This window comes from Tolypothrix tenuis PCC 7101, from assembly GCF_963874875.1.
Taxonomy (GTDB): domain Bacteria; phylum Cyanobacteriota; class Cyanobacteriia; order Cyanobacteriales; family Nostocaceae; genus Aulosira; species Aulosira tenue.
This window is the reverse complement of sequence record NZ_CAWNJS010000001.1, coordinates 378,698-404,118: the sequence shown is the minus strand read 5'-3', so window position 1 is coordinate 404,118 and position 25,421 is coordinate 378,698. Positions and strand designations below refer to the sequence as shown.

Below are 25,421 nucleotides of genomic sequence, written 5' to 3'. Positions count from 1 at the left end.
ACCCTTGACTTTTGACAATCAAACCTCAGTCTGAAGGGAGATCCTGATGAGGGTGTTAGTCAGATTCAATATAAGAAACCGTGTATGCATACGGATTAATAATTCATGAAGCGCGATATTACTGGTAGATTTGTTAGTAATTGGGATTCAGAAAAGAAACAACGATTTAGCATATCTCTTACCAGTACGGCTTGGCGATCGCTGGATGAAGAGGCTCACCAGCAAGGGATTTCTCGCTCGGAAGTAATTGAACAAATGGCTCGCAGTTTTGGGCAGAATCCCTCCCCTACGGAGCAAGCTGTGTTAGAAGCCAAGATTGTTGAGCAGCAAGAAGCGATCGCACTTTTGCAACGTCAAAAGCAAGAGCTGGAAAATCAACTCGCCAATACTCCCGATTCCCAAGCTAATGAGCACTCAGTATCTCTCATCCTCGAAAATATTACAGATGCTTTTGTCGCCTTTGATAAAAATTGGTGCTATACCTACGTAAATAGAGCAGCAGTTAAAATTCTGCACAGAAACCCAGAAAACCTACTTGGCAAGAACGTTTGGACAGAAATCTTTCCTAGCCTTGTAGGTAGCATAGCTTACCAAAACCTACATCGAGCCATGACAGAGCAAATCCCTGTTTCATGGGAAGAATTTGGAGAGCCTCTTCAGTGTTGGTTAGAAGTGAATGCTTATCCTTCAGCTTATGGTTTGGCAGTGTATTTTCGTGATATCACAGAGCGCAAACAAGCTGAAACCGAGCGTGAAAGGTTGCTGAACGAATTAGAAATTGAACGCAGCCGGTTGGAAGCGGTTTTACGGCAAATGCCAGCCGGGGTGCTCATAGCAGATGCTGCAGGGAAGTTAGCTTTGTCTAACGACCAAGCAAAGCAAATTCTTGGTTATAGTTACGAACCATCGCTAGAAATTGAACAATATGAATCTATTACTCCTTTTATCGGCTTTAACGGTGATGGCAGACGCTACGGGGCTAACGATTATCCACTAATGCGATCGCTCCTCACAGGTGAAGTGATTGCTAATGAAGAAATATATTTGCATTACAGTGATGGCAGCCAAATTGTAATTAATGTCAATTCTGCTCCTATTCTCAATCAGCAAAATCAAATAGTTGCTGCTGTTGTCATCTTTCAAGATGTCACACAACGCAAGCAAATTGAAGAAAATTTGCGGCAGACGGAAGAAAGGTTAGAGCTAGCTTTGTCTTCGGCGCAAATGGTGGCTTGGGACATGGATTTAATTACCAATCAAGTGATTTGTTCTTTTAATGCGCTCTCAGTTTGGGGAATTCAAGTAGGAACAGCAGCCGAGTTTTTTGCTCTGATTCATCCAGACGATCGCCAACAGGTAATAGAATCAGTGCGAAGAGCGATCGCGGGAGAATTTGACTATAACCAAGACTATCGGGTGATTGCTCCCAATGGTGCTACGCACTGGCTCAAAAGCCAAGGACGAGTTTATCTCGATGCAACTGGGCAAAGAGTAAGAATGACTGGTGTTTCAGTTGATATCACAGAACACAAACAAATTGAAGCCGAACGCGATCGCTTGTTTGAGAGAGAACAAGCTGCCAGGTTAGAAGCAGAAACCGAGCGCAAACGCTTGTATGAAATCCTCATGCAGTTACCTGCAATGATTGCGATCGTGAGGGGTGCAGAACATATATTTGAATTTGCTAATCCCACCTATTTGCGCCTGACTGGACGCACTCCAGATATTATCGGTAAATCAATTCGGGAAGTTTTACCAGAAACAGAAGGACAGATTTATTTTGCACAGCTTGATTGGGTTTACCAAACTGGGGAACCTTTCATTGAAGATGAGTCACCTGTTTATTGGGATAACAACGGTGATGGTGTCTTAGAAGAAGCATTTTTTAATTGCGTTTTTCCAGCTTTACGGGATGCGGAAGGGACAATTCAGGGGGTTTTGCTGCATGGAATTGACGTTACAACCCAAGTACGAGCCAGGCAACAAATTGAACAATTGCTACAAGAGTTACAGCACAAAGAAAAACAGCAGCAATTCTTAATTGAATTGAATGACACGATTCGCGCCATTCAAGACTCCAAAGAAATTATGTGGGAGGTTGTTCGCACTACGGGGCAACATTTCCAAGTTAGCCGCTGTACCTATGGTGAGATTGATGCTACCCAAGAATACGTAATTATTGATCGCGACTATTGCAATGGGGTGATCAGCATCGCTGGTAGTCACTACATGAATTCCTTTGGTGTAGAAATCATTGCTGAACTCAAACAGGGCAAAACCATCTTTGTAAATAATGTCGATACCGATCCGCGGACTGCTGGATATGGGGCGGTAGCTTTTGATGCCATCCAAACCAAATCTTTTCTGTGCGTACCCTTGGTGAAGGAAGGAAGATTTGTCGCCCTATTTGTTTTACACCATATCACCCCCCGCCAGTGGACAGAAGACGATGTCATAGTCATGGAGCGAATTGCCCAAAAAACCTGGCTAGCGGTAGAGCGATCGCGGGCAGAAGAAGAACTGCGACACAGCAAAACTCGCCTACAACTAGCGTTAATGGTGGGACGCATGGGCACCTGGGACTGGGATATGCAAATCAATACCCTCACCTGGTCAGATAGTCATTACAACATCATGGGACTCCAAGCAAATGAGTACCCACCCAGCTATGAACTTTGGGCTAACAGCGTCCACCCCGATGACTTAGGGCACACAGAATTAGCGCTGCAACAAGCTATGCTCAATAAAACTGAATATCATCATGAATACCGCACGCTGTGGGAAAATGGCTCTATTCATTGGACAGAAGCTAGGGGCAGATTTTTATACAATGCCCAAGGGCAACCGATACAAATGATTGGCGTTCTCATTGACATCACAGAACGCAAGCAGGCTGAACAAGAAAGAGAACTATTGCTAGAACGCGAACGCATTGCCCGTACTCAAGCTGAAGCGATTAAGCGCCAATTAGAAACTATTTTTGATACTGCTCCAGTGGGTATGGCGCTGTTAGATGCTCAACAACGATTTGTTGCCATCAACGAAGCATTAGCCCAAATCAACGGCTTAACCCGCGAACAACACTTAGGGCATTCGGTTACTGAACTTTTTGGTGAAATAGACCCCAATATAGTTGCGCTGTTCTCAGAAATTTACACAACAGGTAAACCCTTTGTTGCCAATAACTTTGCTGTCAATGCTCCCAGCCGTAGCGATCGCTCCCCCGGTTACTACAATCTTTACTATCTACCCACAATCAACTCACAGGGTCAGTTAGAAGATGTTTTAGCCTATGTTATCGATGTTACAGAGCAAGTCCGTTTAGAGCGTGCCCAAAGATTTCTCGCAGAAGCCAGTGCAGTTTTAGCTTCTTCCCTCGATTATCAAACCACCTTAGACCAAGTAGCACAGCTAGCAACACCCGAGTTGGCAGATTGGTGTACAGTCCACATTGTTGCAGCAGATGGTGCTATTGAGCAAATTGCCGTAGCTCACAGCGACCCCGCAAAATTAGAATGGGCAAACCAAAACAATAATAAATATCCTTTTAACCCTAATAATCCTCGTGGCGCTGCTTTAACGTTACGTACAGGGCAGTCCGATATTGTAGCAGATATTCCTGATGAATTAATTGTGCAATCAGCCCATGACTCAGAACATTTAGAAATTCTGCGCTCTGTTGGGTTTAAATCGGTAATGACAGTGCCATTACGCACTCAAGCCCGCATTTTAGGTGTAATTTCTTTTGTGAGTGCCGAATCTGGGCGAAGCTATACTCAAAGCGATTTAGAATTAGCAGAAGAATTAGCGCGTCGTGCTTCTCTAGCCATCGATAATGCTCAGTTATATCAATTAGCTCAAAGCGATCGCGCCAAAGCCGAAGCTGCCAACCGCATTAAAGACGAATTTCTCGCGGTACTTTCTCACGAATTGCGATCGCCCCTTAATCCTATTCTTGGCTGGACAAGAATTCTCCGCAGTCAGCGGCTAGATGCTAAAAAAACCGATCAAGCTTTAGCAACCATCGAACGCAACGCTAAATTGCAAGCGCAATTAATTGAGGATTTGTTGGATGTCTCCCGCATCCTCCAAGGAAAAATGACCTTAAACGTTGCGCCAGTTAATTTAGCTAGCACCATCACAGCCGCCCTAGAAACGGTACAACTGGCAGCCCAAGCCAAAAGCATCGAAATTCAAACCACAATCAACCCAGTTGCCGGCACCGTTACAGGCGATGCCAATCGTCTACAACAAATTCTCTGGAACTTGGTTTCTAATGCCGTAAAATTCACCCCAGCCGCAGGAAAAATTGAAGTAAAACTAGACCAAGTGGGAATGTATGCCCAAATTCAAGTTAAAGACACAGGAATTGGCATCAAACCCGAGTTTATACCCTTTGTATTTGAATACTTCCGTCAAGAAGATGGCACAACCACAAGACAATTTGGGGGACTAGGATTAGGACTAGCGATCGTCCGCCATTTTACCGAACTACATGGTGGCACCGTTCAAGCCAGCAGCCCCGGACAGAATTTAGGCGCAACCTTCACAGTGCTACTACCTTTAAATATTGTCGAGCCGCAGCTATCTCATGATGATGGTGCGTCTGAAAGTTTCACCGACCTCACAGGTATTAACATCTTGGTTGTCGATGATGATGCAGATATGCGGGATTTAGCAGAATTTATCCTTACACAATCAGGGGCACAAGTAACAACCGCCGCTTCTGCACTACAAGCCTTGACGCTGTTAAAGCAGTCTACCCCCAATTTACTACTGTGCGACATTGGTATGCCAGAAATGGATGGTTATTCCCTAATTCGGCAAATCAGAGAATGGTCACCAGAACAGGGAGGAACCATTCCCGCGATCGCCCTCACCGCTTATGCCGGAGAAATCAACCAGCAACAAGCCCTAGCCGCCGGATTTCATCTGCATATCTCCAAACCTGTGCAACCAGAAATGTTAATTCAGGCTGTCGCGCAATTGCTGCAACCCCTTTCGTAATGCAGAGAGGCAGAGGGTAGGGAGACAAGGGGACAAGGAGAGAAATTCTGATTAAATCAACCATGCCCAATGCCCCATGCCCAATGCCCCATGCCCAATGCCCCATCCTTAATAAATACCTAAACAGAATTATTAAATGCTCTTTTTTTCTCTCCCCTGTTCCCTGTTCCCTCTATGCATGAATTTAATTTTGCACAACTACTGACTGGAGAATTAAGCTAATCCTACTAACTTCTCGCTTAAATCCCACAGGCGTTCTGCTTTTTCATCATCACGTGCTTGGGGAGAAACTCTTTGCACAAATGATTTACCTTCTTTCTTTTGACGATTTCCCCAACTCCAGTAAGCACCAGATTGCTTGTATTCCGGATCAGCTATTACCGCCGCTACCCTTTCACCAGACAATTCCTGAGATACATATCCCCCAGTAATGTACTTCTGGAACAATGGGAAGATTTTTTGGAACAAGGGGTAATGGTTACGGAACAGTGGAGTTTCTGCCACACATCCTGGATATAAAGAACTGAAGGTAATACCAGTTGAATCGTGATAACGGCGATGCAGTTCCCGCATGGTTAGCACGTTACAAACTTTACTGTCTTTGTAAGCTTTCACGGGTTCAAATTTCTTACCGTCAATCATCGAGATTGGCGCTTTAAACCCAGCTGAAAAACCTTCCAGATTTCCTAAGTCGGGACGTGGGGGAATTTTTCCACCCAATTCGTCAGGGTTGTGCGTTACTGTTCCCAAAATCACCAATCTGCGATCGCGATATGGTGAATTTTTCATATCCTCAAGCATGAGGTTACACAGCAGAAAATGACCAAGATGATTAGTGGTCATTGTCAATTCATAACCTTCAGGACTACGCAACGGTTCTTTGATTAGGGGCATATAAATTGCCGCATTGCACAACAAAGCGTCTAGAGTTTTGCCACTAGCCCTAAAGTTGCTCACAAACTGTCGGACGCTGTCCAAGGAACCTAGATCGAGATGCATAATGGTGTGGCTGTCCCTAGGTATTCCTACCGATTGAGCAGCTTCTTCCGCCTTGGCTAAATTTCGACAAGCCATCACAACGTGCCAGCCTTTGTTAGCCATCGCTTTTGCAGTGTATAACCCAACCCCGGAAGAAGCACCCGTAATCACAACCGTTGACTTCCGATTTTGTTCCATGTCTGTTTAAACTCCTGTGACGTGTTGACTTTATCTAGAATCTCACGCCAATGGCTTCTATTAACACAAGTAATATGCAATTAAAAAGATTCTTATCTTTTCACTAAAGAGCTACAGTTTATGCATAGATCAGCTTTTATATACTACATCGAAGAAATTAAATAAAAAGCTTTCAGGATAATTTTTGTGTTCCTAAACCTTGACACTTTTACTACCCTCTACCTCATGCGTTTACTGTCTACAAGACCCTATGTATGGCTAGCTGAAGTCTACCTCCTGTAGGTGTCAGCAAGATCCTTCCCTGCGATCGCCTCTCCTAACACACTTCGCTATTATAATTTTTGGTTCATGACCTATCTAGAATTACTGTATATTAAGTCAAGCTCTGACAATCAATTATCAATAATACTATAGAAATTTACTTTAATTTCTGAAATTATTTCTGTAGTAAGATAATAGGGAATAGCGAGCAGAGAAGAATAAATTAAACTGTACTAATTTAAAAAAACAAATATGATTCTTATAGTATTTCCTACTAAAACATGGTAATGATTTTTTTATTTCGTAAATGATGTTTCTGGTAAAACCATTAATAAATATATTCAAAATTATTGTTGATATTACAAAAGATAAGGTAACTAGCAAAAACGTGAAATCCTATTAATACTTAGGTTGGCACGACTATTAAAGGCAAGCATAATCGCAGCTTTAATACAAACCTGTAGGGTAATTAATTTTGAATTTTAAATGCCCCGCAAGTGTATTGCATCTATCAAACTATAAGAAAATTAGCAATCATGGAAAAATTCTTTTTTGTTGATTGGCAAGCAATCTTTGTTCCTAGCATCAGTATTTTGGAATTAATTATCCGTGGCTCATTAGTCTATCTGGCTTTGTTCTCAGTTTTACGCTTGCTTCCTAGCCGACAAATGGGAACTCTAGGAATTACCGATTTATTAGTAGTTGTCTTATTCGCGGAAGCTGCTCAAAATGCAATGGCCAGTAATTACACGTCTATTACTGAGGGAGCCATTCTAGTAGGAACCGTAATTTTTTGGAGCTATTTACTTAATTGGTTAGGTTACAAACTTCCAGAGTTTCAGCGTTTTCTCAATCCGCCTCCACTGTTATTGGTAAAAAATGGTCGGATTATTCATCGGCATTTAGAACGAGAACTGATTACAGAGGACGAGTTAATGAGTAAGCTCCGCCAACAAAGTGTAGAATTTTTAACAGATGTCAAGTTGGCTTATATGGAAGCCGACGGTAGCATTAGTGTCATTACATCCGACTCTAAAACTAGTTCTCTAGCTAACCAAGAATCTAAAACAAAAAGCGATCTGCCCTAATAAAAATGTAAAATATGACGGTTGTATTCTGTGGCGGACTGTGATTGAGCGTTATACTTTGCCCGAAATGGGTAATCTTTGGAGTGAAGCCTATAAACTGAAAACTTGGTTGCAAGTAGAAATAGCTGTTTGTGAGGCACAGGCTGAACTTGGTTACATCCCATCTCAGGCAGTTGAAGAGATTAAAGCAAAGGCGAATTTTGACCCAAAGCGGGTGCTAGAAATTGAAGCTGAAGTCCGCCACGATGTCATCGCCTTTTTAACAAATGTCAATGAATATGTTGGTGATGCTGGGCGTTATATTCACCTGGGTTTAACTAGTTCTGATGTGCTAGATACAGCTTTAGCATTGCAATTGATAGCTAGTTTAGATGTAATTTTACAGCGTCTCGAAGATTTAATTCAGGCGATTCGTAAAAAGGCAAAAGAACATCGTAATACGGTGATGATTGGGCGTTCTCATGGCATTCATGCTGAACCCATCACTTTTGGATTTAAGTTAGCTGGGTGGCTAGCAGAGGTATTGCGACACCAAGAAAGATTGCAAACTCTCCGCAAAACAATTGCTGTGGGTAAAATTTCTGGTGCTGTGGGAACCTATGCCAATATTGAACCACGTGTAGAAGCGATCGCCTGCCAAAAACTGGGACTGAAACCTGATACTGCTTCCACACAAGTCATTTCCCGCGATATCCACGCCGATTATGTGCAGCAATTAGCTTTAGTTGCCGCATCTATTGAACGCTTTGCTGTCGAAATTCGCAATCTGCAAAAAACAGACGTTCTCGAAGTTGAAGAATTTTTCGCCAAAGGCCAAAAAGGTTCTTCAGCTATGCCGCACAAACGTAATCCCATTCGTTCCGAACGGCTAACAGGGATGGCGCGGTTAGTCAGAAGTCATGCAGGTGCGGCTTTAGAAGATATCGCCCTTTGGCATGAACGAGATATTTCGCACAGTTCTGTAGAACGGGTAATTTTGCCAGATGCTTGTATTTTGACCCATTTTATGCTGGTAGAAATTACTGAATTGGTAACCAACCTGCTGGTATATCCCGAGAATATGCAAAGAAATCTCAACTGCTATGGCGGTGTAGTATTTAGCCAAAAAGTGCTACTAGCTTTAGTAGAAAAAGGAGCTAGCCGGGAAGAAGCCTATGCGATCGTGCAAGAAAATGCTCATACCGCTTGGAACAAGCCGGAAGGCAATTTCCACGATTTAATTACCAAAGACCCACGTGTAACTCAAAAGTTATCGCCAGCAGAAATTGAGTTTTGTTTTGACCCCCAACAACACCTGCGTCATTTAGAACAGGTTTACCAACGGTTAGGGATTTAAAAATTGGGCATGGGGCATGGGGCATTGGGCATGGGGCATATGTATTTCCTCTTTCTCCCCTGCTTCCACTGCTCTCTTGCTTTTTCCCAGTCCCTAGCCCCCAAAACGGATAGATTTTTTGTAAAATATTATATAGACAGTATACTGAAATTATTGAAGCTCTAACTGTTGATTAATTTTTTCACAAGTACAATTAATAACTATAAAACTATTTAGTAGCACATTGAATGCACTAATGATTGATATCCTAGCCACACTTTCTGCTTCGGCGGCTGCAGGAATCAGAATTGGTATACCCTTACTGATTATCGGATTGTTGCACGGAGGTCAATTGTGGTCAAAAGTTCCGCTTTTGGCTCACATTTCGCCATCAGTGTTGCTAGGCTTCTTTAGCATTTGGTCTTTGCTCGAGCTATTTGCTTCTAAAAAGCGTTTGGGGCAGAGAGTACTACAAATATTTGAGTTATTATTGTCCCCCATTGTGGGCGCAATTATGGGGTTAGCAGTATCTTCCACAACATCTGCCCCAAATTGGCTAATGGCTTGTATTGGTGGTTTGTTGGCTTTGGTATTTCAACTGGTGCAAGTTGGTTGGTTTTATCGCTTACGTGGCTTACCATTGTGGGCAGTCTTTCTACAAGATTTTTTATGCGTTGTTTTAGTACTATTTGCCTTTAATGCTCCTTGGCCTGGAGGATTAATCACTTTTGTCCTTCTTTGGTTTGCAATTCATAGCGCCAAGCAATGGTATGACTGGTATTGGCAATATCGCCGTCAACGCTCAAAAGCTAGAAGTTAATAGTCAAGAGTCAAGGGTCAAAGGTCAACTTTAATCCCTATTCTCTTTCCCACTTTTCCTTTCCCTAGTCTTGAATGAACTACCCACAGTTGGCTCCGCCTGAACTGTGGGTTTCTACATCCCTCAGTTCGTTATTAGCGGAGACTTCCACAGATTTTTGACGCTTCTTCGCCCCTAGTTGCTTCATACTTCCAGCTTGCTGACGCGCCTTGGTGCATGAAGTAGAGCCAGACGACTCTGCGTCTACGAGGCTAGTTCCTAACCCCGGTAGAGTGCCTTTTGCCCAGTAAAGCATTACTTCAGCAGCAGCAATATCACGGTCTTGTTGATATCCGCAAACAGCACAATTATGGACTCTAATATCAAGAGTCTTTTTGTGCTGATGACCGCATTTTGGGCAAGTTTGACTAGGTTTTACTTTCTTGGTAGGAACTTCTACAAACACACCACCAATTTGCTCAACTTTATACTTGATGGTACTCCGAAGCATTCCAAAACCAACGTCAAGTATTGACTTATTCAAACCAGCTTTTTGCTTTTTGCGCTTGCCTTTCTTTGCTTTACTAGCCATGTTCTTGACTTCTAGTTTTTCAGTTGCAACGAAGCTATTACTGCTGACTATTTCTGATGCAACTTGATGTACCCAATTTTGACGCTGGTTAGCAACTTTACGAGTTATCTTGCTAACCTTAGATTGGGCTTTTTTCCATCTTCTAGAAGCTTTGATTTTTTTATTTCTATTTGGCGCTTGCTTCCGTCTTTTACTCTTAGAAGCTTTTTTGATTAGGTGTTCAGCGTTCCTCAAGAATAATGGTGCTTCAATTTGTTGATGATTTTCACCATCGGTAATTGATAATGCTGAATTACAACCTAAGTCTATACCAATTGCGCCAACTGGTAAAATATTTGGTTTTAGAACTTGGTCTAGCAAATCAACGGTAATAGATGCGTACCATTTACCATTTCTGTGAACAATGGTGCAAGTAGTAGGAGTTCCCCAAAACTTAGCCTGACCTCGCATCTGAATACGTCCAATCATAGAGAGATTGAGGTATCCATTCTCCCCATTAGATTCAACAGAGTACCCGCTTTTGGCTGGATATGTCCAACCAGAATAATGACGAATAGACTTAAATCTAGGGCGCTTACCTAAACTTTTAAACCATCTTTCAAAAGCAAAATCAACTCGTTTTAGAGTTGCTTGTAAAGCTTGAGAGTTAATTTCCTTGTACTCTGTCCAAACATCTTTAAATGCAGGTAAACAATTCTGTTGCTCGAAATAGCTAACAGAATGATTGAATTTTTGATATTGAGTAAATCTGTTATAAACAGCAGCGTTGTACAAGTCTTTGTGTAACTTTCGGTGATACCTCAAAGACTGTTCTATTTGCTTGTTTGGGTATAACCGAAAAGTCATTCGCCTTGTAGCCACTGATTTATTTGCCTCCTTTTTTGATTTGTTTTATGATATTACGGTTGACGTATAGGCTTGTCAAGTGGTTCCTAGAAAAGGTTCTCATTCAGTTTTTTCTATTCACCTACATCTTGTATTTGTGACCAAGTACAGACGCAAAACAATAACCGCGCCAATTTTGGAACGGTTGCATGAAATATTTGCTAATGTCTGTATCAAAACCAAGTGCAGACTAATCGAGTTTTCTGGTGAAATAGACCATGTTCATTTACTAATAGACTTTCATCCTGATAACAATCTATCTGCTCTTGTGGGTAGTTTAAAATCAGCGTCTAGTAGAGTTATCCAAAAAGAATTTTCAGAACATTTATCTACTTTTTATAGAAAACCTGTATTTTGGTCTGGTTCATATTATGTTGCTTCTACTGGTGGCGCACCAATCGAGAGAATCAAGCAATATATACAATCTCAAGAAACACCAGAAGATTGATCGGTTACTCCTCATCCGCATTTCTCACAAGCTTATGAAGCGTTTGATGATGAGTAATAAGTAATGGGTAATGAGTAATAAGTAAGAGAGCAACAGGCGCATTCTTACTCATTACTCATTACTCCTTACTCACTACTCATTACTCCTCCATTCGAGGTTTGGTGAGAAATCCGGGCTCATACATACCATTCCCTTATCAACCTTGCGGTTGATTTTGGTCAGGTATGCAATCGTCGTAACCCGCTATTCATCCCTACCTTGCTTCGCTGAAGGTAGGGACTTTCGCGTTACGTTAAAACCTCAACGAGTAGTTTGATAACTCCTACTCGTATTCCGATAGTTTTTACAACAAGCCAATCATGTGCAGCAGTCCCCGTCCGGTGACTAGCTCAATGATGAGAGCAATAAAGCCAAGCATGGCAATTCGGCCATTCCAGACTTCGGCGCTGGTTGTAATCCCCCATTCCCAACGTTCTTGGGGGTACATTTTCACCTTCTTCTTCATTTGGGTGACTTGTGATAGCTTCAAGCTAGGCTGCTTTAGCGAATCAATCACCAAATCTGCTAATGCTTTAATAAAGACTGGATGAGTATTAGGAGCAGCTACACGCCGGAAGTTGTGAATCCCAGCTTCTTCAGCTATTTCACGATACTCAATATCAATTTCCTGCAATGTCTCAATATGTTCTGAGACAAAACTGATAGGTACGACGACTAAATCTTTAACGCCTTTTTCCCCTAATTTTTTCAGAGCATCTTCAGTGTATGGTTGCAGCCACTCTACAGGGCCAACACGACTTTGATACGCTAAGGTATGAGCATTAGGACGATTGAGGGTACGCATAATCAGAACAGTACATTCCTCAATTTCTTGTTGATAGGGGTCACCTGCTTCTTCAACGTAGCTTTTCGGTACGCCATGAGCGCTGAAGAAGATATGAACATCATCAGGATTAGGATATTGATCGAGTTCTTGGGCGATGAGTTCTGCCATTGCTTGCAGATAGCCCTGTCGTTTATACCAAGAAGGAATAACAGTGTATTCCAGAGGTTGAATTTTTGGGTTTTCTTGCCAAAGTTTTTCTAGAAGTCGGAAGCTAGAACCACTGGTACTAATAGAAAATTGTGGGTATAGAGGTAAGATAACCAACTGTTCGATCTGATCTTGACTTAGTTGAGCGATCGCTTCTTCAGTATAGGGATGCCAATAGCGCATTCCCAAATAAATATTGGCTTCTTGCCCTAACTCTCTCAATTGTTCTTTCAGCGCTTCTCCTTGCGCTTCTGTAATACGTCTTAGTGGCGAACCACCACCAATTTGCTTGTAGTTTTCTTGTGAGGTTTTCGTACGTCGTGAAGCAATAAACCAAGCTAGGGGTTTTTGCAGCCAACGAAATGGTAGGCGAATAATTTCTGGATCAGAAAACAGGTTAAACAAAAATGGCCCAACATCTTCTAACTTATCTGGCCCGCCGAGATTGAGTAATAAAACGCCTACACGACCCATAGCAGTTACTTTCCCCCAACCCTTTCAGTTTTTTTTACTAATGTTAACAATATATCTTTATTAAATATAAAGGTTAATAGGACTCAATAATGTCATGGCAACAATTTTAAGAGACTGGAGTTATCGTTATCAGTGGTTATATGACGGCATATCTGGTTTAGCGGCGTTAAGTGTAGGCGGTGAAACTCGGTTTCGGCAACTAGCTTTGCAAGGCTTAACCATTTCCTCAGACAGCAAGATTTTAGATTTATGTTGCGGTAGTGGTCAAGCTACACAATTTTTAGTAAAACTTTCACAAAACGTAACAGGGCTGGATGCATCTCCCTTATCTTTGAAGCGGGCGAAGCAAAATGTACCTAGCGCCTTCTATGTGGAAGCATTTGCAGAAAATATGCCCTTTGCAGATGGTGAATTTGATGTAGTGCATACAAGTGTGGCATTACACGAAATGGAACCTCAGCAATTGCAGCAAATTATTAGTGAGGTTTATCGAGTTCTGAAACCAGGGGGTGTATTTACATTAGTAGATTTTCACGCTCCCACCAATCCCATATTTTGGCCTGGAGTATCACTGTTTTTGCTGTTGTTTGAGACAGAAACAGCCTGGCAATTAATCAAGACAGATTTGCCAAAATTGTTAACAGAAATCGGCTTTGAAGTTAGTAAGACAACTTTATATGCTGGTGGAAGTTTACAAGTAATTCAAGCTAAAAAATCATGAGATCATATTTCGCTAAAATTAACTAAACCGAAGTAAATCAAATTTTTAGGGTATGAGCGTTCGAGCATTTTTCCACGCTACCAAAGTCGAAGATGCTTTCCCCCCATATGACACCATTCACTTGAAAGTTTTCTATCCAGGTCAAATGTCAGGTAGTAATCAGGAACAAGATATGGGTATTGTTCCTGCTGATTCTCAACTGGCTCCCTTTAAAGTAGTAATTTTTTTTAACGGCATCAACTGTGGCCCTGAAATATATCAATGGCTTGCTGTTAAATTGGCAGAACGTGGGCTTGTAGTTGTGACATTTTCCTGGGTTGCCCAAAATTTACCGGGAATGGTGTCTTTAACCCCTGGTGTTGATATTAAAATGTTGACTCCAAACACCTATGGTTCAGGGCCAACAGCCTGGGCTTTATCAACATTACTATCCGAATTAGAGCGTTTACAATCAGAGGGTGTTCTAGCTGGATTGCTTGATTTACAGCATATTATTTTAGGAGGTCATTCTGCTGGGGGTAGAGTTGCAATCGAAAGTGCAAATCCACAGTTTGTTCCCCAAGTTGTAGCGTCTTTTGCCTATGGTGCTCATACCGCAGCAGGCGTACAGATAGGATATCCATCCGGCACAATCTTACCCTTGCCTAATGCTGTACCACTAATGTTAATTGGCGGCACTTGTGATGGCGTAATTTTTCAAAGCAGCAATCGTTATGGAATTAATTGGGAATATCCAACAACCCCAATAGTCAGAACATTCAAAGAAGCAATCTCTAGTCATAGAGGAGATAATTATTTGCTGCTTTTAGAGGGTGCCAACCATTTTTCTATTGCCTATCCCTTTGATTCCACCACGGGTACACCTTACTTAGATTTTCCAGCAACTCAACCAGAAGAGCAACTACGAAATGTGATAGCAGAAATGATTGGTTTATTCATTGATGCTCATGTCTGCCATCAGCAAACAGCCCTGGAAACTCTCAATCAACATCTAGTATCTCATCACCCTTTAATCTCATTATTTGAGCGAAAGTAGTTGATTAACCTTTAATTAGCTAGATTTAAGGCTCTCTCGTCAATAACTTCCGCCGCAGTACATCCAATGCTGTACAAGCACTGACATGGCGAATAAAAGGACGAGTCCGCGTTTGTCCAAATCGATATTCAAAACTAGCTACTTCATCTTTAGGCCCTGCTAAACCTATGTAAACCAAACCTACAGGCTTGGTATCTGTTCCGCCAGTAGGGCCTGCAATACCAGTAATACTCAATCCCCAGGTTGTAGAAAGGCGAGTTTTTACCCCAACTGCCATTTGCTCTGCAACAGTAGCACTAACAGCACCCAGTTTAGCTAAATCATCTGGGTTAACTCCTAGCATTCCTACTTTCACAGAGTTGTCATAAGAAATTACCCCACCCCAAAAGTATTCTGAACTACCAGAAATTTCCGTCAGCATTTGCCCCAGTCCTCCACCTGTACAGGATTCTGCCACGGATAGGGTTTCACCTGACTGTAGCAATAACTTACCAACTACTGAAGCTAGAGTTTCCTGATCGACACCATAAAAATCTAAGCCAGCAATTTCTTTAATTTGGGTTTCAACTGGAACGATTAAATCTTCTGCTGCTGCTTCAGAAGGGGCTTTAGCGGAAATTCTTAACCGTACTTCCCCGTTACCTGCATAAGGAGCAACTGTCGGATTCAGCAAATTAAAATAAGAGGTGACCTTTTCAGCCAAAGCAGATTCACCTATTCCCCAGAACCTTAAACTCCGGCTGTAAATAATTTCTTGACTCCAGCCTTGGCTTTTGAGATAGGGTACTGCGGTTTCTTCCCACATCCGGTACATTTCGGAAGGTACACCAGGAAAAGTCAAAATAGTGACATTAGGTCGGGGTTGCCAAATAATACCTGGTGCTGTTCCTGTAGGATTGGGTAAAATGTCTGCACCTTCAGGAATCAAAGCTTGTTTGCGGTTACTAGAAGTCATCACCCGACCCCGTTGGGCAAATTTCTCAGCCATATCTTCGATGATTTCAGGACGTTCTACCAAGGGAACGCCAAAAAAATCAGCTATGGTTTCGCAGGTGAGGTCATCTGGTGTGGGGCCAAGACCACCTGTAAAAATCAAAATTTGCGCTCTAGAAATCGCAATTTCTATAACTTGTTTTAGCCGTTCTGGGTTATCTCCTACTACTGTTTGATAGTAATGGGGAATACCTAACTGAGCTAATTGTTTCGCTAAAAATTGGGCATTGCTGTTCAGAATATCTCCCAGCAACATTTCCGTACCAACACAAATAATTTCTGCACTCATAGGATTTTAGATTTAGATTATTCGTAAATATCAGTTAGTGTATATTGATAGTTTTTCAGTCAGGGCTTTAATGCTTCAAAATAAAGATTAAATTCCTGACTACAAACTTAATTGACACATTTAAAATAACGGATTTTATCGAGATATTTTCCAAACTCGCCAAACTGCGAAACTCAGCAATGAAGTACCAGCACAGGCGTAAGCAATACCACTGGGTATCCCCGCAATAGCTAATGCCAAACTTCCCACCCATAGGGTTAAAGAATAGATAAACAGAACCGTCCAGCGATGAGATAAACCTGCTTTGAGTAGTCGATGATGCAGATGGCTTTTATCGGCTGTAAACGGAGATTTACCGCGTCTTAGCCGCGCTAAAATCACTGCTGACATATCGACAATCGGCACAGCAAGAATCAAGTAAGGCAATAATACAGCTGTAAAAGCAGGAATTTTTACCAGACCAATTACGCCTACAGAAGCTAGGGTGAATCCCATAAAATAAGCCCCGCCATCTCCCATAAAGATTTGAGCGGGGTTGAAATTGTAGCGGAGAAATCCTAGTGCTGCACCTGCAAGGGCGGCGGCGATGAGGGCGGCGGCTGGTTGGTGCATAAATAGTGCGACAACTAGCATCACCACAGCCGCAATTCCACTGACTCCCGCAGCTAATCCATCTAAACCGTCAATCCAATTAATGGCATTAACCATTCCTACTAGCCAAATTACTGTAATCGGTAAACTCAGCCAGTTTAGGTTGACAATCCCCATTGTGGGAATAGTTACGAAATCTATACTTACCCCTGCTTTCCAGGCACCAGCTGCCACAATTACTTGCATTAGCAGACGCGACAAGGGTGACAAGTTCAGCAAATCGTCAGCTAACCCAATCAGGAAAAAGCCGAGACCACCTAAAGTAACACCCCAAATTTGCCATTCTTTGTCTGGGGGTAGGCTGCCAAATCCACCTAACCACCAGACAATGAGTAGAGAGGTTATAGTCCCTGCGAAAATAGAAACTCCTCCCAAGCGTACCATCGGGCGCTGATGAACTTTTCGCTCACCAGGTTGATCTACACGTCCACTTTTTATACCTATTTTCCTAATATCTGGTGTTGTCCAGAGAACGACTACAGCCGCAACTAGGAAGGAAATCAGATGATAAATCTCAGGAGGCATCTGTAATTTTCAATAAGTAAATTGTCTAGGGATTGAGGAATGGGTAATGGGTAATGGGTAATGGGGATTGGGAATTTTAGATTTTAGATTTTGGATTTTAAATTTAAACCTAATCCAAAATCCAAAATTGAATTGCCCCATGCCTCATGCCCCATGCCCCATGCCCTATGCCAAAGCTGGTACAGGAATCTCTAGATGAGAGTAGAGGGGGAAGCGATCGCATAATGCTGCTACCCTGCGCCGACAATCAGCTGCTACTTCCTCTGATTCTGGAGATAATAGGCGATCGGCAATAATATTACCTATCTCGGTAAATTCTGCCACACCTAGACCTCTAGTGGTCATAGCTGGTGAACCTAATCTCAGACCACTGGTGACAAATGGTGATTGCGGATCGAAGGGAACTGTATTTTTGTTAGCGGTAATATTTACACCACTCACTAACTGATCCGCTTGCTTACCTGTCATCCCAATAGACCGTAAATCTACTAGCATGAGATGGTTGTCTGTACCATCGGATACTATCTTTAACCCACGATTTTGTAGTTGACTTGCCAAAGCACGGGCATTATCAATTACTTGGGCAGAATAGGTTTGGAATTCTGGCTTGAGTGCTTCGCCAAAAGCTACAGCTTTTGCCGCAATTACATGTTCTAAAGGCCCGCCTTGAGTTCCGGGGAAAACTGATTTATCAAGCTTTTTACCCAATTCTGCGTCGCCTGTTAAAATCAAGCCACCGCGAGGGCCGCGTAGAGTTTTATGGGTGGTAGTGGTCACTACATGGCAGTGAGGAATTGGGTTAGGATGCAGACCAGTTGCAACTAAACCAGCTATATGAGCAATATCCGCTAATAGGTAAGCACCAACTTCATCTGCAATACTGCGAAACTTTTCAAAGTCAATGATGCGGGGGTAAGCCGAATAACCGCAAATTAGTAGCTTAGGACGCTCCCTTAGCGCCAGCTCGCGAATTTGGTCATAGTCGAGTTGTTCTGTTTGTTGGCTAACGCCGTAGTGCTTCACTTTGAACCACTTACCAGACACATTCACGGGTGAACCGTGGGTCAGATGTCCCCCATGAGACAAATCCATACCCATGATTGTGTCACCAGGTTCTAAGAGTGTTAAAAACACCGCAAAATTTGCTTGTGCGCCGGAATGGGGTTGAACATTCGCATGAGCAGCACCAAAAAGCTTTTTCGCACGGTCAATTGCTAGCTGCTCAACTTTATCGACAAATTCACAACCGCCATAGTAGCGTTTACCAGGCAGTCCTTCAGCATATTTATTTGTTAGTACAGAACCCTGAGCCGCCAGTACAGCTGCAGAGGTAAAGTTCTCACTAGCAATCAACTCTAAATGGTCGCGTTGACGCTGTAATTCTTGATTAAGTAGCTCTGCGATCGCCGGATCGCTAGAGTTAAGAATGTCTGAGTTTGTCTTAGTCACTTCCGCTATCCTTAGGGGATTTGCCCAACTGTGTATTTTGCCTGAGTGTCACATTTTAGCAACAGTCCACAGTCAAGATTACATATTTCAAAGGCTATAGTTCAATGGCTTTTGAAAATAAATTATTGGGCATTGGGCATTGGGGCATTGGGCATCGGGAAAAAGCAGAGGGGCAGGGAGCAGGGAGCAGGGGGAAAATAACAAATACCAATTACCAATTACCAATTACCAATTACCAATTACCAATTACCCAGTTCCCAATCCCTGTATTACTTTTAACTAAAAAAGCCCTTCTCAAAAGATAGACAACATACAATAAATTTAGAGGCTACTGGACAATTGTGTTTGAGTTGCTCTGGCTGACATTTTTGCCCAGGAAAGCCTGAAAGGTTAATTTTAGGCGTTCATTGCCCATGTGAATCACAATCCACTTTTCCCCCAGTCTAGACTGAGCAAAGCTGGAATATTTGGTAATTCTACGGCTTGAGCGTCTGAAAGGCCGATCCTTTCCTCAGTAAAATTTTGGGTCACAGTGAGGATTTACAGGAGGGATGAGATGCTAGTCATTTTAATGGAAGATCAAATCCTTGCCCCTGGGAAGGTTTGCCAGTCTTGTTTATTAGCTGATAGGAGTGGTCAACCCCGTTGGAGTCAAGGTCAACTGCGTTGCGGTTACCAGGTCAGCAAACTCACTGCACAACAGCCAGAGCAGTATGAATGTATGATGGGTTTCCGCATTGCCAATATAGAATAATTAGATTTGCTAGCATGAGCAGGTAACTGCGTTATCCTAGGCTCAAGTAACTGTTGATTTTTTGGCACAGGAGAACGCAAAATGGCTTGGCGCGGGTCTACAACGGTTTCCGACCGGATTTTTGCTTGCTTACCTTATTTGCTGCCCTTAATTGATGGGCTAATGTTTGGTTATGTATCTTTATTTAGAGAATTTCCGGCGCTGCAAGTGCTACTTTTGCCCCTTCAGCCTGTTGTTCTCGTTTATGGTAGTTTAGGACAATTTGGTCAATTAATTGTCTTCTTTGCCTTATTCTTTTTAGTAGTGAGAAATGAAAAAATCAATCATTTCATCCGCTACAACACGATGCAGGCAATTCTTTTAGATATTATTGTGTTTCTTGGCAGTATAGTTTTGCGGGTGATTGCACTTCCTGGGATAGCTTTTGCGGTGCAAACAGTAGCTAGCACAATCTTTCTCGGCTTAGTAGCAGCAGTGGTATATTCTGTTGCCCAGTCTTTGATGGGACGCTACGCAGAAATTCCCGCAGTTTCGGATGCTGTTTATATGCAAGTACGCTAGGGATTAACGAGAGACAACGATGTTTTCTAGGCGGCCAATGCCTTCAATTTCGACACGGACGCGATCGCCTAGTTGCAAAGCTCCCACACCCTCTGGTGTACCTGTAAGTACTACATCACCAGGCATTAGTGTCATCACTTGGCTGATATAGGACACTAAAAAATCTGGTGCAAATACCATTTGATCGATACAGCTAGATTGTACTGGATTGACATTGTCATTTAAAAAGGTCTGCAATCTCGCTCCCGGGTTTAATTCTCGCACAATCCACGGGCCCAAGGGGCAAAAGGTGTCAAAACCTTTAGCTCTCGTCCATTGTCCATCTTTTTTTTGCAAATCCCTGGCTGTAACATCATTGGCAATGGTGTAACCCCAAATTTTAGTTTGAGCTTCTTCTGGGGTACATTCACTGGTGCGATCGCCAATGATCAACGCCAACTCGCCTTCGTAGTCTACTCGTTGTGATAGCACTGGATATTTGATTTCCGTCTCAGAGGCAATAATTGATGTGGGCGGCTTGAGAAATAGGAGTGGCTCACTTGGTACAGGAGTTCCCATTTCTGCTGCATGATCGGCATAATTCTTACCCACCGCGACAATTTTTGAGGGAGCGCAAGGAGCCAGAATTTGATATTCTTCTGGTTCCAAGATTAAATCTGTAGGTTGTCCCTGTAGCCAAGGCGGAGCATCTAGCACTTGGACATTTAGGGAGAGTTGTAACAACCCATAGTAAATCTGTCCTTCCTGATTTTGAACTCGCACATAGCGTTGCGCCATAACCTTGATTAATGTCCTTTTGGATGCAATTACAAGCTGTGATCCCAAGAGCAACCATTAGTTAGCTAAGAGATTCAAAACTTTGGCTAATTTGGCTCTAGATTCAATTTGAAAACTGGTAAGATTATAGTTCCTTGTTGCTTCAGATGTTGATTATTACTGAGCTTGCTTTTGCTAGTTTATGTATAAATTAACACTAGCAGCCTATTTGTCCATAAGGAGACTAAAAACCATGTCCATAGTTTATGAAACAATGTTCATCCTGCGTCCTGACTTAGGAGACGAACAAGTAGAGCAAGCGATTACTAAATATCAGAACTTGCTCAAAGAACACGGTGCAGAAGATATCCAAATTCAAAATCGTGGCAAGCGTCGTCTAGCTTATGAAATTCAAAGGCAGCGGGATGGCATTTACATTCAATTCAACTATACTGGCCCGGGAACTGCGATCGCCCCTGTAGAAAGGGCTATGCGCTTAAGCGAAGAAGTAATTCGCTACCTGACTATTAAACAGGATGTTCACGAGGAAAAAGCGGCTCAAGTGGCTGTAAGCGCTTAAGCAAGTTAAGTGCTGAGAGTAACTCTCAGCACTTAAAAATGGTTAACATAAAACTCAAAAAAAATGTGCTTTTTTTTCTGACTAACTTAGCTAGTAATGCTAAATTAACAAGTACTTGCTTGAGCAAGTATGACCGCAGTTCTACCTAAAAGTGCATATTTTTTTGAATGGGAGCTGTAAGCCTCTGTGAGCCAATCTGATACATCCAATATCCAAGCTCTCTCTACCGAAGTATCGCAACTGCGCCAAGAGTTGCAGCTTCGCGATCAATTAGTGCAACAGCTATCGCAAGAACTCTTCCGACTGGTGAAGGGCAATACTAGCTTTATGCCCCAAAAGCCGCCAGAGCCAGAGCAAGATACGAAGCAGTTGCAGGCTTTGCAAGAACAATTGCAAGCTATTGAACAACAGGTGACATTCTACCAAGAGCAAATTACAACGCGTGATGCCGAAATTTATCAGTTGCGGCAAAACGTGCAAGAATTGACCGATCGCAGTCGGATGTTGGAGCAAGTAGTACAAGAGTTACCCCAAATTTATCGTCGCAAATTCGAGGAGCGCATGGCTCCTGTGAGAGAAAAAGTAGCAATACTCCAACGTGAAAATCGGCAATTGCAAGCAGAATTACAAAGTGTTAGTTATCGATTAGCACTCAAAAGCCGTAATGCTAACCATAGTGGCATTGATTTGCCAACTTTTCCCCGTCCAGCATCAGAAGAAACTTCTATTTCGCCTGTAACTAATAGTTAATAAGTGATTTGCTATTGAGCATGGCTTAAGGGTCAAGAATCAAAAGTCAAAAGTCGGAGGTTAAATGGACTTTTGAATTTTGAATTGTTTGCCCCTGCGCTTTCCCTGACTTTTTATAATCCAACTTAAAGTTTTTAAATATAAGTTTATTTAGATTCCCCAAGGGCAATTGCCCTTAAGGTTTTTTTATTGACGCTTAATGAGCGATTTTCTCTGGAATAGTTAAAATTTAAGTAAATTCTTGTGAGCACCAGTTTGTGATGGTTAATCATGGTGAGGATATAGTACCCAGAGAAATTATTAAGAATTTATAAAATTAATTGACCTCACCATGTATTTTCCGATGCAATGGAGATTCAACTTGCTAGAGCCAGTCTGCGATCGTGGACAAGAGAGTGAACATCTTCATAGGTATCAAAAATTTCAAATACTGAATCTAGTTGAGTCAGTTCTAACACTAATCGCACGGGTGCTTTTACATCACACAGAACTAAGCGACATCCACTTTGGCGCGCAGCTGTTAATACTTTTACTAGGGAGACCAATCCAGAACTATCCATAAAATCCACTGCGGCTAAATCAATCACCCAAAGTTGATGCGATTGGGGTACTACTTTCAGCATCTCGTTACTTAAAGCTACACCACCCTCTAAATCAATGCTGCCTTGAGGTTGGAACAAAACCACTTGATGTTTCTGTTTTAGAGTCATGAATTTCACTGAATAAATTGCAACACTATAACAAACAAAAACAAAAAACAGGCATTAACACTGTGTTCGCTTGACAACAACCATGACAGTATTACCGAACTCTGCGGGTAATCTCAGCATAGCAGTTGAGACAAGTTTTTTCAGTATTCATGCCGTATAATTTGTCTTAACTTTCATCAATATAGGCATAACCCCCTAAGAATGGCAGTATCCTAAATATCTTTTACAAGATTTTTATATTTGCTAGCCCTTTAATAAATTTTTTATAAAAAGATTATACTGACCATCAGTAACTATACGGTTATGCTAATAACCTATTAATTACTAATAGTCAAGCACCGATAGTTAATAGTTAAGATAGAGTAGAAACTATAAAACCCTGTAATTGGCTTGATTGACAGGCCAGCCAGAAAGGAGCCAAGATTATAATACAAGTAAAAAATTGTAAAGACGGCGGTGCGGAATGTCTCTTGAGTTGATTTCACTAGAAAACATCCAGGAATTCGCCCACCATTATGGTTATTGGGCAATATTTTTGGGAATTTTGCTAGAAAATTTAGGCATTCCCCTTCCTGGCGAAACCTTAACTCTTGTGGGTGGGTTTTTAGCTGGCAGTAATGAACTTAATTACTGGTTTGTGCTTGGGAACGCCGTTGCCGGTGCTGTGCTTGGTGGCACTTGTGGCTATTGGATTGGTAGACTCGGAGGTTGGAGTTTCTTGCTTCAAATGGGTAAGATATTCCGGATATCTGAAGAAAAACTGCTAAATATTAAAGCGCAATTTAGTGAAAATGCAGCTAAAGCTGTGTTTTTTGGCCGCTTTTTTGCATTACTAAGAATTTTTGCAGCCCCACTAGCTGGGATAGCTGATATGTCTTTCGGAAAATTCTTTGTATATAACTTAGCAGGGGCTAGTGCGTGGGCTGGTGTCATGGTGACATTAGCTTTCTTTGCAGGAAAAGTGGTTTCTTTAGAACAATTAGTTTCTTGGGTAAGCCATTTTGCGATCGCGGCCTTACTAATTTTAGTAGCCTTGATTGTTATACCCCTGTGGTTGGAATCTCGCCAAGTCAAGCGTGCAGCGGGAGAATAATTTAAGTAAAAAGTAAAAAGTAAAAAGGCAAAAGTCCTCATTTATTTGAGCTTTTGCCTTTTTACTTTCAATACTTTTCGGTTAAGGGGAAAAAGGGGAATGGTTCAAGGGAAAGAAAAAAACTTTAACCCTTAACCTTTAACCTTTTCCCCTTAACTAATTTTGAGTTCAAAACGCTATCCCTTGTAGTATTGCTTTTACTTGGATATTTACTTGTTTTGCTGTGCCCAAATCCGGGTTGGTAGACCCCAAACGTAAATAAAGCCTTCAGCAGCTTTGTGATCGAATTGGTCTTCAGCGCCGTAGGTTGCTAAGTCAGGGGTATAAAGAGAATTATCACTCCAGCGCCCGACTAAGGTAGCGTTACCTTTAAACAGTTTCACCCGTACAGTACCAGAAACTCGTTCTTGTGTCTTTTGAATAAACCCATCTAGGGCTGCTTTTAAGGGACTGTACCACAGACCGTTGTAGACTAATTGCGTATAAGTCTCTTCAATACCGCGCTTGTAGTGGCTCACATCTGCTGTTAAGGTTAAGCTTTCTAAATCTCGGTGTGCTTGAATTAATACCACCATTGCTGGGGATTCGTAAATTTCCCGAGATTTAATACCCACCAAGCGGTTTTCGATCATATCAATCCGCCCAATACCGTGATTTCCGGCTAGTTGATTGAGTTGTTCAATCAGCTCAACTGGGTTTTTTGCCACTCCGTTGAGAGTTGTCGGAATCCCGTTGTGGAAACCAATTTCAATATATTCAGGCTGATCGGGAGTATTTGCGATCGCTTTAGTCATTTCATAAATTTCTTCTGGTGGTTCAAATGCTGGATCTTCCAGCACCCCAGCTTCAATACTACGACCGAGCAAATTTTTATCAATACTGTATGGAGAAGATTTTTTTACAGGTGCGGGAATACCATAGCGTTCACCATAGGCAATGGTTTGCTCCCGACTCATCCCCCATTCCCGTGCAGGTGCAAGGATTTTGAGATTAGGATTTAACGCCGCACAGGAAACATCAAAGCGTACCTGATCGTTACCTTTACCAGTGCAACCGTGAGCGATCGCATCTGCACCATATTTTTCTGCTGTTTCTACTAATATCTTGGCAATTAGTGGACGGGCGAGCGCAGTTCCTAGAGGATAACGATTTTCATAGAGGGCGTTAGCTTGAATCGCTGCAAACGCGTAATCTTTAACGAAACTATCTTTAACATCCGCTACTAGAGATTCACTTGCACCCGATTTTAAAGCTTTTTCTCGAACTGGTTCTAATTCATCTCCTTGACCTAAATCTGCTGCTAACGTAATTACCTCTTCCACACCCCACTCTTCTTTGAGGTAAGGAATGCACACTGAAGTATCAACTCCCCCAGAATAAGCCAGGACAACCTTTTTGGCGCGACCCATTAGTTTCTCCACTTAGGAAAACAAACAATGAGTCATTATTATACACATATCTTTTCTCTAGAAATT

General features: G+C 42.1%; 22 protein-coding genes. 13 read left to right on the top strand and 9 right to left on the bottom strand.

The window, feature by feature from the left end:
* Positions 1 to 105 precede the first annotated feature (105 nt).
* On the top strand, positions 106 to 5,007 hold the full coding sequence (locus AACU25_RS01605; RefSeq protein WP_096573616.1) for a PAS domain S-box protein: 4,902 nt from the start codon (positions 106 to 108) through the stop codon (positions 5,005 to 5,007).
* 213 nt (positions 5,008 to 5,220) lie between these two features.
* Here the strand turns inward: AACU25_RS01605 and AACU25_RS01600 are convergent, their stop codons facing one another.
* Positions 5,221 to 6,183, bottom strand: coding sequence for a protochlorophyllide reductase (locus AACU25_RS01600; RefSeq protein WP_096573615.1), 963 nt, complete (start codon positions 6,181 to 6,183; stop codon positions 5,221 to 5,223).
* Between the two features lie 797 nt (positions 6,184 to 6,980).
* Here AACU25_RS01600 and AACU25_RS01595 point away from each other — a divergent pair.
* The 3 genes from AACU25_RS01595 (at position 6,981) to AACU25_RS01585 (ending at position 9,667) form a co-directional block, all read left to right on the top strand.
* Complete coding sequence (locus tag AACU25_RS01595; protein ID WP_096573614.1) at positions 6,981 to 7,532, top strand: DUF421 domain-containing protein; 552 nt, start codon at positions 6,981 to 6,983, stop codon at positions 7,530 to 7,532.
* 40 nt (positions 7,533 to 7,572) lie between these two features.
* The gene (gene purB, locus AACU25_RS01590) at positions 7,573 to 8,868 is read left to right on the top strand and encodes an adenylosuccinate lyase (RefSeq protein ID WP_096573613.1); all 1,296 of its coding nucleotides are present in this window, start codon (positions 7,573 to 7,575) and stop codon (positions 8,866 to 8,868) included.
* A gap of 235 nt (positions 8,869 to 9,103) precedes the next feature.
* On the top strand, positions 9,104 to 9,667 hold the full coding sequence (locus tag AACU25_RS01585; protein ID WP_096573612.1) for a DUF4126 domain-containing protein: 564 nt from the start codon (positions 9,104 to 9,106) through the stop codon (positions 9,665 to 9,667).
* A 79-nt stretch (positions 9,668 to 9,746) separates the two neighbouring features.
* On the opposite strand, the gene AACU25_RS01580 is transcribed toward AACU25_RS01585, so the two are convergent.
* Entirely contained in the window at positions 9,747 to 11,084 is a 1,338-nt protein-coding gene (locus AACU25_RS01580; RefSeq protein ID WP_096573611.1) for an RNA-guided endonuclease InsQ/TnpB family protein, read from the bottom strand.
* A gap of 79 nt (positions 11,085 to 11,163) precedes the next feature.
* Here AACU25_RS01580 and tnpA point away from each other — a divergent pair, with 79 nt between their 5' ends.
* On the top strand, positions 11,164 to 11,571 hold the full coding sequence (gene tnpA, locus AACU25_RS01575; protein ID WP_096573610.1) for an IS200/IS605 family transposase: 408 nt from the start codon (positions 11,164 to 11,166) through the stop codon (positions 11,569 to 11,571).
* A gap of 343 nt (positions 11,572 to 11,914) precedes the next feature.
* Here tnpA and hemH read toward each other — a convergent pair whose 3' ends face one another.
* Complete coding sequence (gene hemH, locus AACU25_RS01570) at positions 11,915 to 13,078, bottom strand: ferrochelatase (RefSeq protein WP_096573609.1); 1,164 nt, start codon at positions 13,076 to 13,078, stop codon at positions 11,915 to 11,917.
* A 94-nt stretch (positions 13,079 to 13,172) separates the two neighbouring features.
* Between hemH and AACU25_RS01565 the strand changes: the two genes are divergently transcribed.
* Together AACU25_RS01565 and AACU25_RS01560 are read left to right on the top strand one after the other, a co-directional pair.
* Positions 13,173 to 13,799 carry a class I SAM-dependent methyltransferase gene (locus tag AACU25_RS01565; RefSeq protein ID WP_096573608.1) on the top strand — a complete coding sequence of 209 codons (627 nt, stop codon included), beginning with the start codon at positions 13,173 to 13,175 and terminating at the stop codon, positions 13,797 to 13,799.
* 52 nt (positions 13,800 to 13,851) lie between these two features.
* On the top strand, positions 13,852 to 14,835 hold the full coding sequence (locus tag AACU25_RS01560; protein ID WP_096573607.1) for an alpha/beta hydrolase family protein: 984 nt from the start codon (positions 13,852 to 13,854) through the stop codon (positions 14,833 to 14,835).
* Between the two features lie 25 nt (positions 14,836 to 14,860).
* On the opposite strand, the gene AACU25_RS01555 is transcribed toward AACU25_RS01560, so the two are convergent.
* The 3 genes from AACU25_RS01555 to glyA form a co-directional block, all read right to left on the bottom strand.
* A complete protein-coding gene (locus AACU25_RS01555) occupies positions 14,861 to 16,117 on the bottom strand; it encodes a competence/damage-inducible protein A (protein WP_096573606.1) in 1,257 nt (418 codons plus the stop codon).
* Between the two features lie 135 nt (positions 16,118 to 16,252).
* The gene (locus tag AACU25_RS01550) at positions 16,253 to 17,293 is read right to left on the bottom strand and encodes a glycosyltransferase family 4 protein (protein ID WP_096573605.1); all 1,041 of its coding nucleotides are present in this window, start codon (positions 17,291 to 17,293) and stop codon (positions 16,253 to 16,255) included.
* A gap of 165 nt (positions 17,294 to 17,458) precedes the next feature.
* The gene (gene glyA / locus AACU25_RS01545; protein ID WP_096573604.1) at positions 17,459 to 18,742 is read right to left on the bottom strand and encodes a serine hydroxymethyltransferase; all 1,284 of its coding nucleotides are present in this window, start codon (positions 18,740 to 18,742) and stop codon (positions 17,459 to 17,461) included.
* A gap of 104 nt (positions 18,743 to 18,846) precedes the next feature.
* Here glyA and AACU25_RS01540 point away from each other — a divergent pair, with 104 nt between their 5' ends.
* The 3 genes from AACU25_RS01540 to AACU25_RS01530 all read left to right on the top strand — a co-directional run bounded on the left by AACU25_RS01540 (position 18,847) and on the right by AACU25_RS01530 (position 20,057).
* Positions 18,847 to 19,047: a hypothetical protein gene (locus AACU25_RS01540; protein ID WP_096573603.1), complete on the top strand. Its 201-nt coding sequence runs from the start codon at positions 18,847 to 18,849 to the stop codon at positions 19,045 to 19,047.
* A 251-nt stretch (positions 19,048 to 19,298) separates the two neighbouring features.
* Positions 19,299 to 19,496, top strand: coding sequence for a hypothetical protein (locus AACU25_RS01535; RefSeq protein ID WP_096573602.1), 198 nt, complete (start codon positions 19,299 to 19,301; stop codon positions 19,494 to 19,496).
* 81 nt (positions 19,497 to 19,577) lie between these two features.
* Positions 19,578 to 20,057, top strand: a complete 480-nt coding sequence (locus tag AACU25_RS01530) for a Tic20 family protein (RefSeq protein ID WP_096573601.1) — start codon at positions 19,578 to 19,580, stop codon at positions 20,055 to 20,057.
* Positions 20,058 to 20,060: 3 nt separating this feature from the next.
* On the opposite strand, the gene AACU25_RS01525 is transcribed toward AACU25_RS01530, so the two are convergent.
* Positions 20,061 to 20,834 (bottom strand): fumarylacetoacetate hydrolase family protein, encoded by a 774-nt coding sequence (locus tag AACU25_RS01525; RefSeq protein WP_096573600.1) that lies wholly within the window; start codon positions 20,832 to 20,834, stop codon positions 20,061 to 20,063.
* Positions 20,835 to 21,066: 232 nt separating this feature from the next.
* On the opposite strand from AACU25_RS01525, the gene rpsF reads away from it, so the two are divergent.
* A complete protein-coding gene (gene rpsF, locus AACU25_RS01520; RefSeq protein ID WP_096573599.1) occupies positions 21,067 to 21,393 on the top strand; it encodes a 30S ribosomal protein S6 in 327 nt (108 codons plus the stop codon).
* A 186-nt stretch (positions 21,394 to 21,579) separates the two neighbouring features.
* Positions 21,580 to 22,143 carry an Npun_F5560 family protein gene (locus tag AACU25_RS01515; RefSeq protein WP_096573598.1) on the top strand — a complete coding sequence of 188 codons (564 nt, stop codon included), beginning with the start codon at positions 21,580 to 21,582 and terminating at the stop codon, positions 22,141 to 22,143.
* Between the two features lie 356 nt (positions 22,144 to 22,499).
* On the opposite strand, the gene AACU25_RS01510 is transcribed toward AACU25_RS01515, so the two are convergent.
* A complete protein-coding gene (locus AACU25_RS01510; protein WP_096573597.1) occupies positions 22,500 to 22,853 on the bottom strand; it encodes an STAS domain-containing protein in 354 nt (117 codons plus the stop codon).
* A gap of 463 nt (positions 22,854 to 23,316) precedes the next feature.
* On the opposite strand from AACU25_RS01510, the gene AACU25_RS01505 reads away from it, so the two are divergent.
* The gene (locus AACU25_RS01505; protein ID WP_096573596.1) at positions 23,317 to 23,946 is read left to right on the top strand and encodes a DedA family protein; all 630 of its coding nucleotides are present in this window, start codon (positions 23,317 to 23,319) and stop codon (positions 23,944 to 23,946) included.
* 209 nt (positions 23,947 to 24,155) lie between these two features.
* On the opposite strand, the gene AACU25_RS01500 is transcribed toward AACU25_RS01505, so the two are convergent.
* Positions 24,156 to 25,355, bottom strand: a complete 1,200-nt coding sequence (locus AACU25_RS01500) for an argininosuccinate synthase (RefSeq protein ID WP_096573595.1) — start codon at positions 25,353 to 25,355, stop codon at positions 24,156 to 24,158.
* Positions 25,356 to 25,421: the final 66 nt, after the last annotated feature.

What these genes read in the sequence shown, in the direction of transcription:
- AACU25_RS01605 (WP_096573616.1), top strand. Translation starts at nt 106, where the DNA reads ATGAAGCGCGATATTACTGGTAGATTTGTTAGTAATTGGGATTCAGAA.
- AACU25_RS01600 (WP_096573615.1), bottom strand. Translation starts at nt 6,183, where the DNA reads ATGGAACAAAATCGGAAGTCAACGGTTGTGATTACGGGTGCTTCTTCC.
- AACU25_RS01595 (WP_096573614.1), top strand. Translation starts at nt 6,981, where the DNA reads ATGGAAAAATTCTTTTTTGTTGATTGGCAAGCAATCTTTGTTCCTAGC.
- AACU25_RS01585 (WP_096573612.1), top strand. Translation starts at nt 9,104, where the DNA reads ATGATTGATATCCTAGCCACACTTTCTGCTTCGGCGGCTGCAGGAATC.
- AACU25_RS01580 (WP_096573611.1), bottom strand. Translation starts at nt 11,084, where the DNA reads ATGACTTTTCGGTTATACCCAAACAAGCAAATAGAACAGTCTTTGAGG.
- hemH (WP_096573609.1), bottom strand. Translation starts at nt 13,078, where the DNA reads ATGGGTCGTGTAGGCGTTTTATTACTCAATCTCGGCGGGCCAGATAAG.
- AACU25_RS01565 (WP_096573608.1), top strand. Translation starts at nt 13,173, where the DNA reads ATGGCAACAATTTTAAGAGACTGGAGTTATCGTTATCAGTGGTTATAT.
- AACU25_RS01560 (WP_096573607.1), top strand. Translation starts at nt 13,852, where the DNA reads ATGAGCGTTCGAGCATTTTTCCACGCTACCAAAGTCGAAGATGCTTTC.
- AACU25_RS01555 (WP_096573606.1), bottom strand. Translation starts at nt 16,117, where the DNA reads ATGAGTGCAGAAATTATTTGTGTTGGTACGGAAATGTTGCTGGGAGAT.
- AACU25_RS01550 (WP_096573605.1), bottom strand. Translation starts at nt 17,293, where the DNA reads ATGCCTCCTGAGATTTATCATCTGATTTCCTTCCTAGTTGCGGCTGTA.
- AACU25_RS01540 (WP_096573603.1), top strand. Translation starts at nt 18,847, where the DNA reads ATGGCTTTTGAAAATAAATTATTGGGCATTGGGCATTGGGGCATTGGG.
- AACU25_RS01535 (WP_096573602.1), top strand. Translation starts at nt 19,299, where the DNA reads ATGCTAGTCATTTTAATGGAAGATCAAATCCTTGCCCCTGGGAAGGTT.
- AACU25_RS01530 (WP_096573601.1), top strand. Translation starts at nt 19,578, where the DNA reads ATGGCTTGGCGCGGGTCTACAACGGTTTCCGACCGGATTTTTGCTTGC.
- AACU25_RS01525 (WP_096573600.1), bottom strand. Translation starts at nt 20,834, where the DNA reads ATGGCGCAACGCTATGTGCGAGTTCAAAATCAGGAAGGACAGATTTAC.
- rpsF (WP_096573599.1), top strand. Translation starts at nt 21,067, where the DNA reads ATGTCCATAGTTTATGAAACAATGTTCATCCTGCGTCCTGACTTAGGA.
- AACU25_RS01510 (WP_096573597.1), bottom strand. Translation starts at nt 22,853, where the DNA reads ATGACTCTAAAACAGAAACATCAAGTGGTTTTGTTCCAACCTCAAGGC.
- AACU25_RS01505 (WP_096573596.1), top strand. Translation starts at nt 23,317, where the DNA reads ATGTCTCTTGAGTTGATTTCACTAGAAAACATCCAGGAATTCGCCCAC.
- AACU25_RS01500 (WP_096573595.1), bottom strand. Translation starts at nt 25,355, where the DNA reads ATGGGTCGCGCCAAAAAGGTTGTCCTGGCTTATTCTGGGGGAGTTGAT.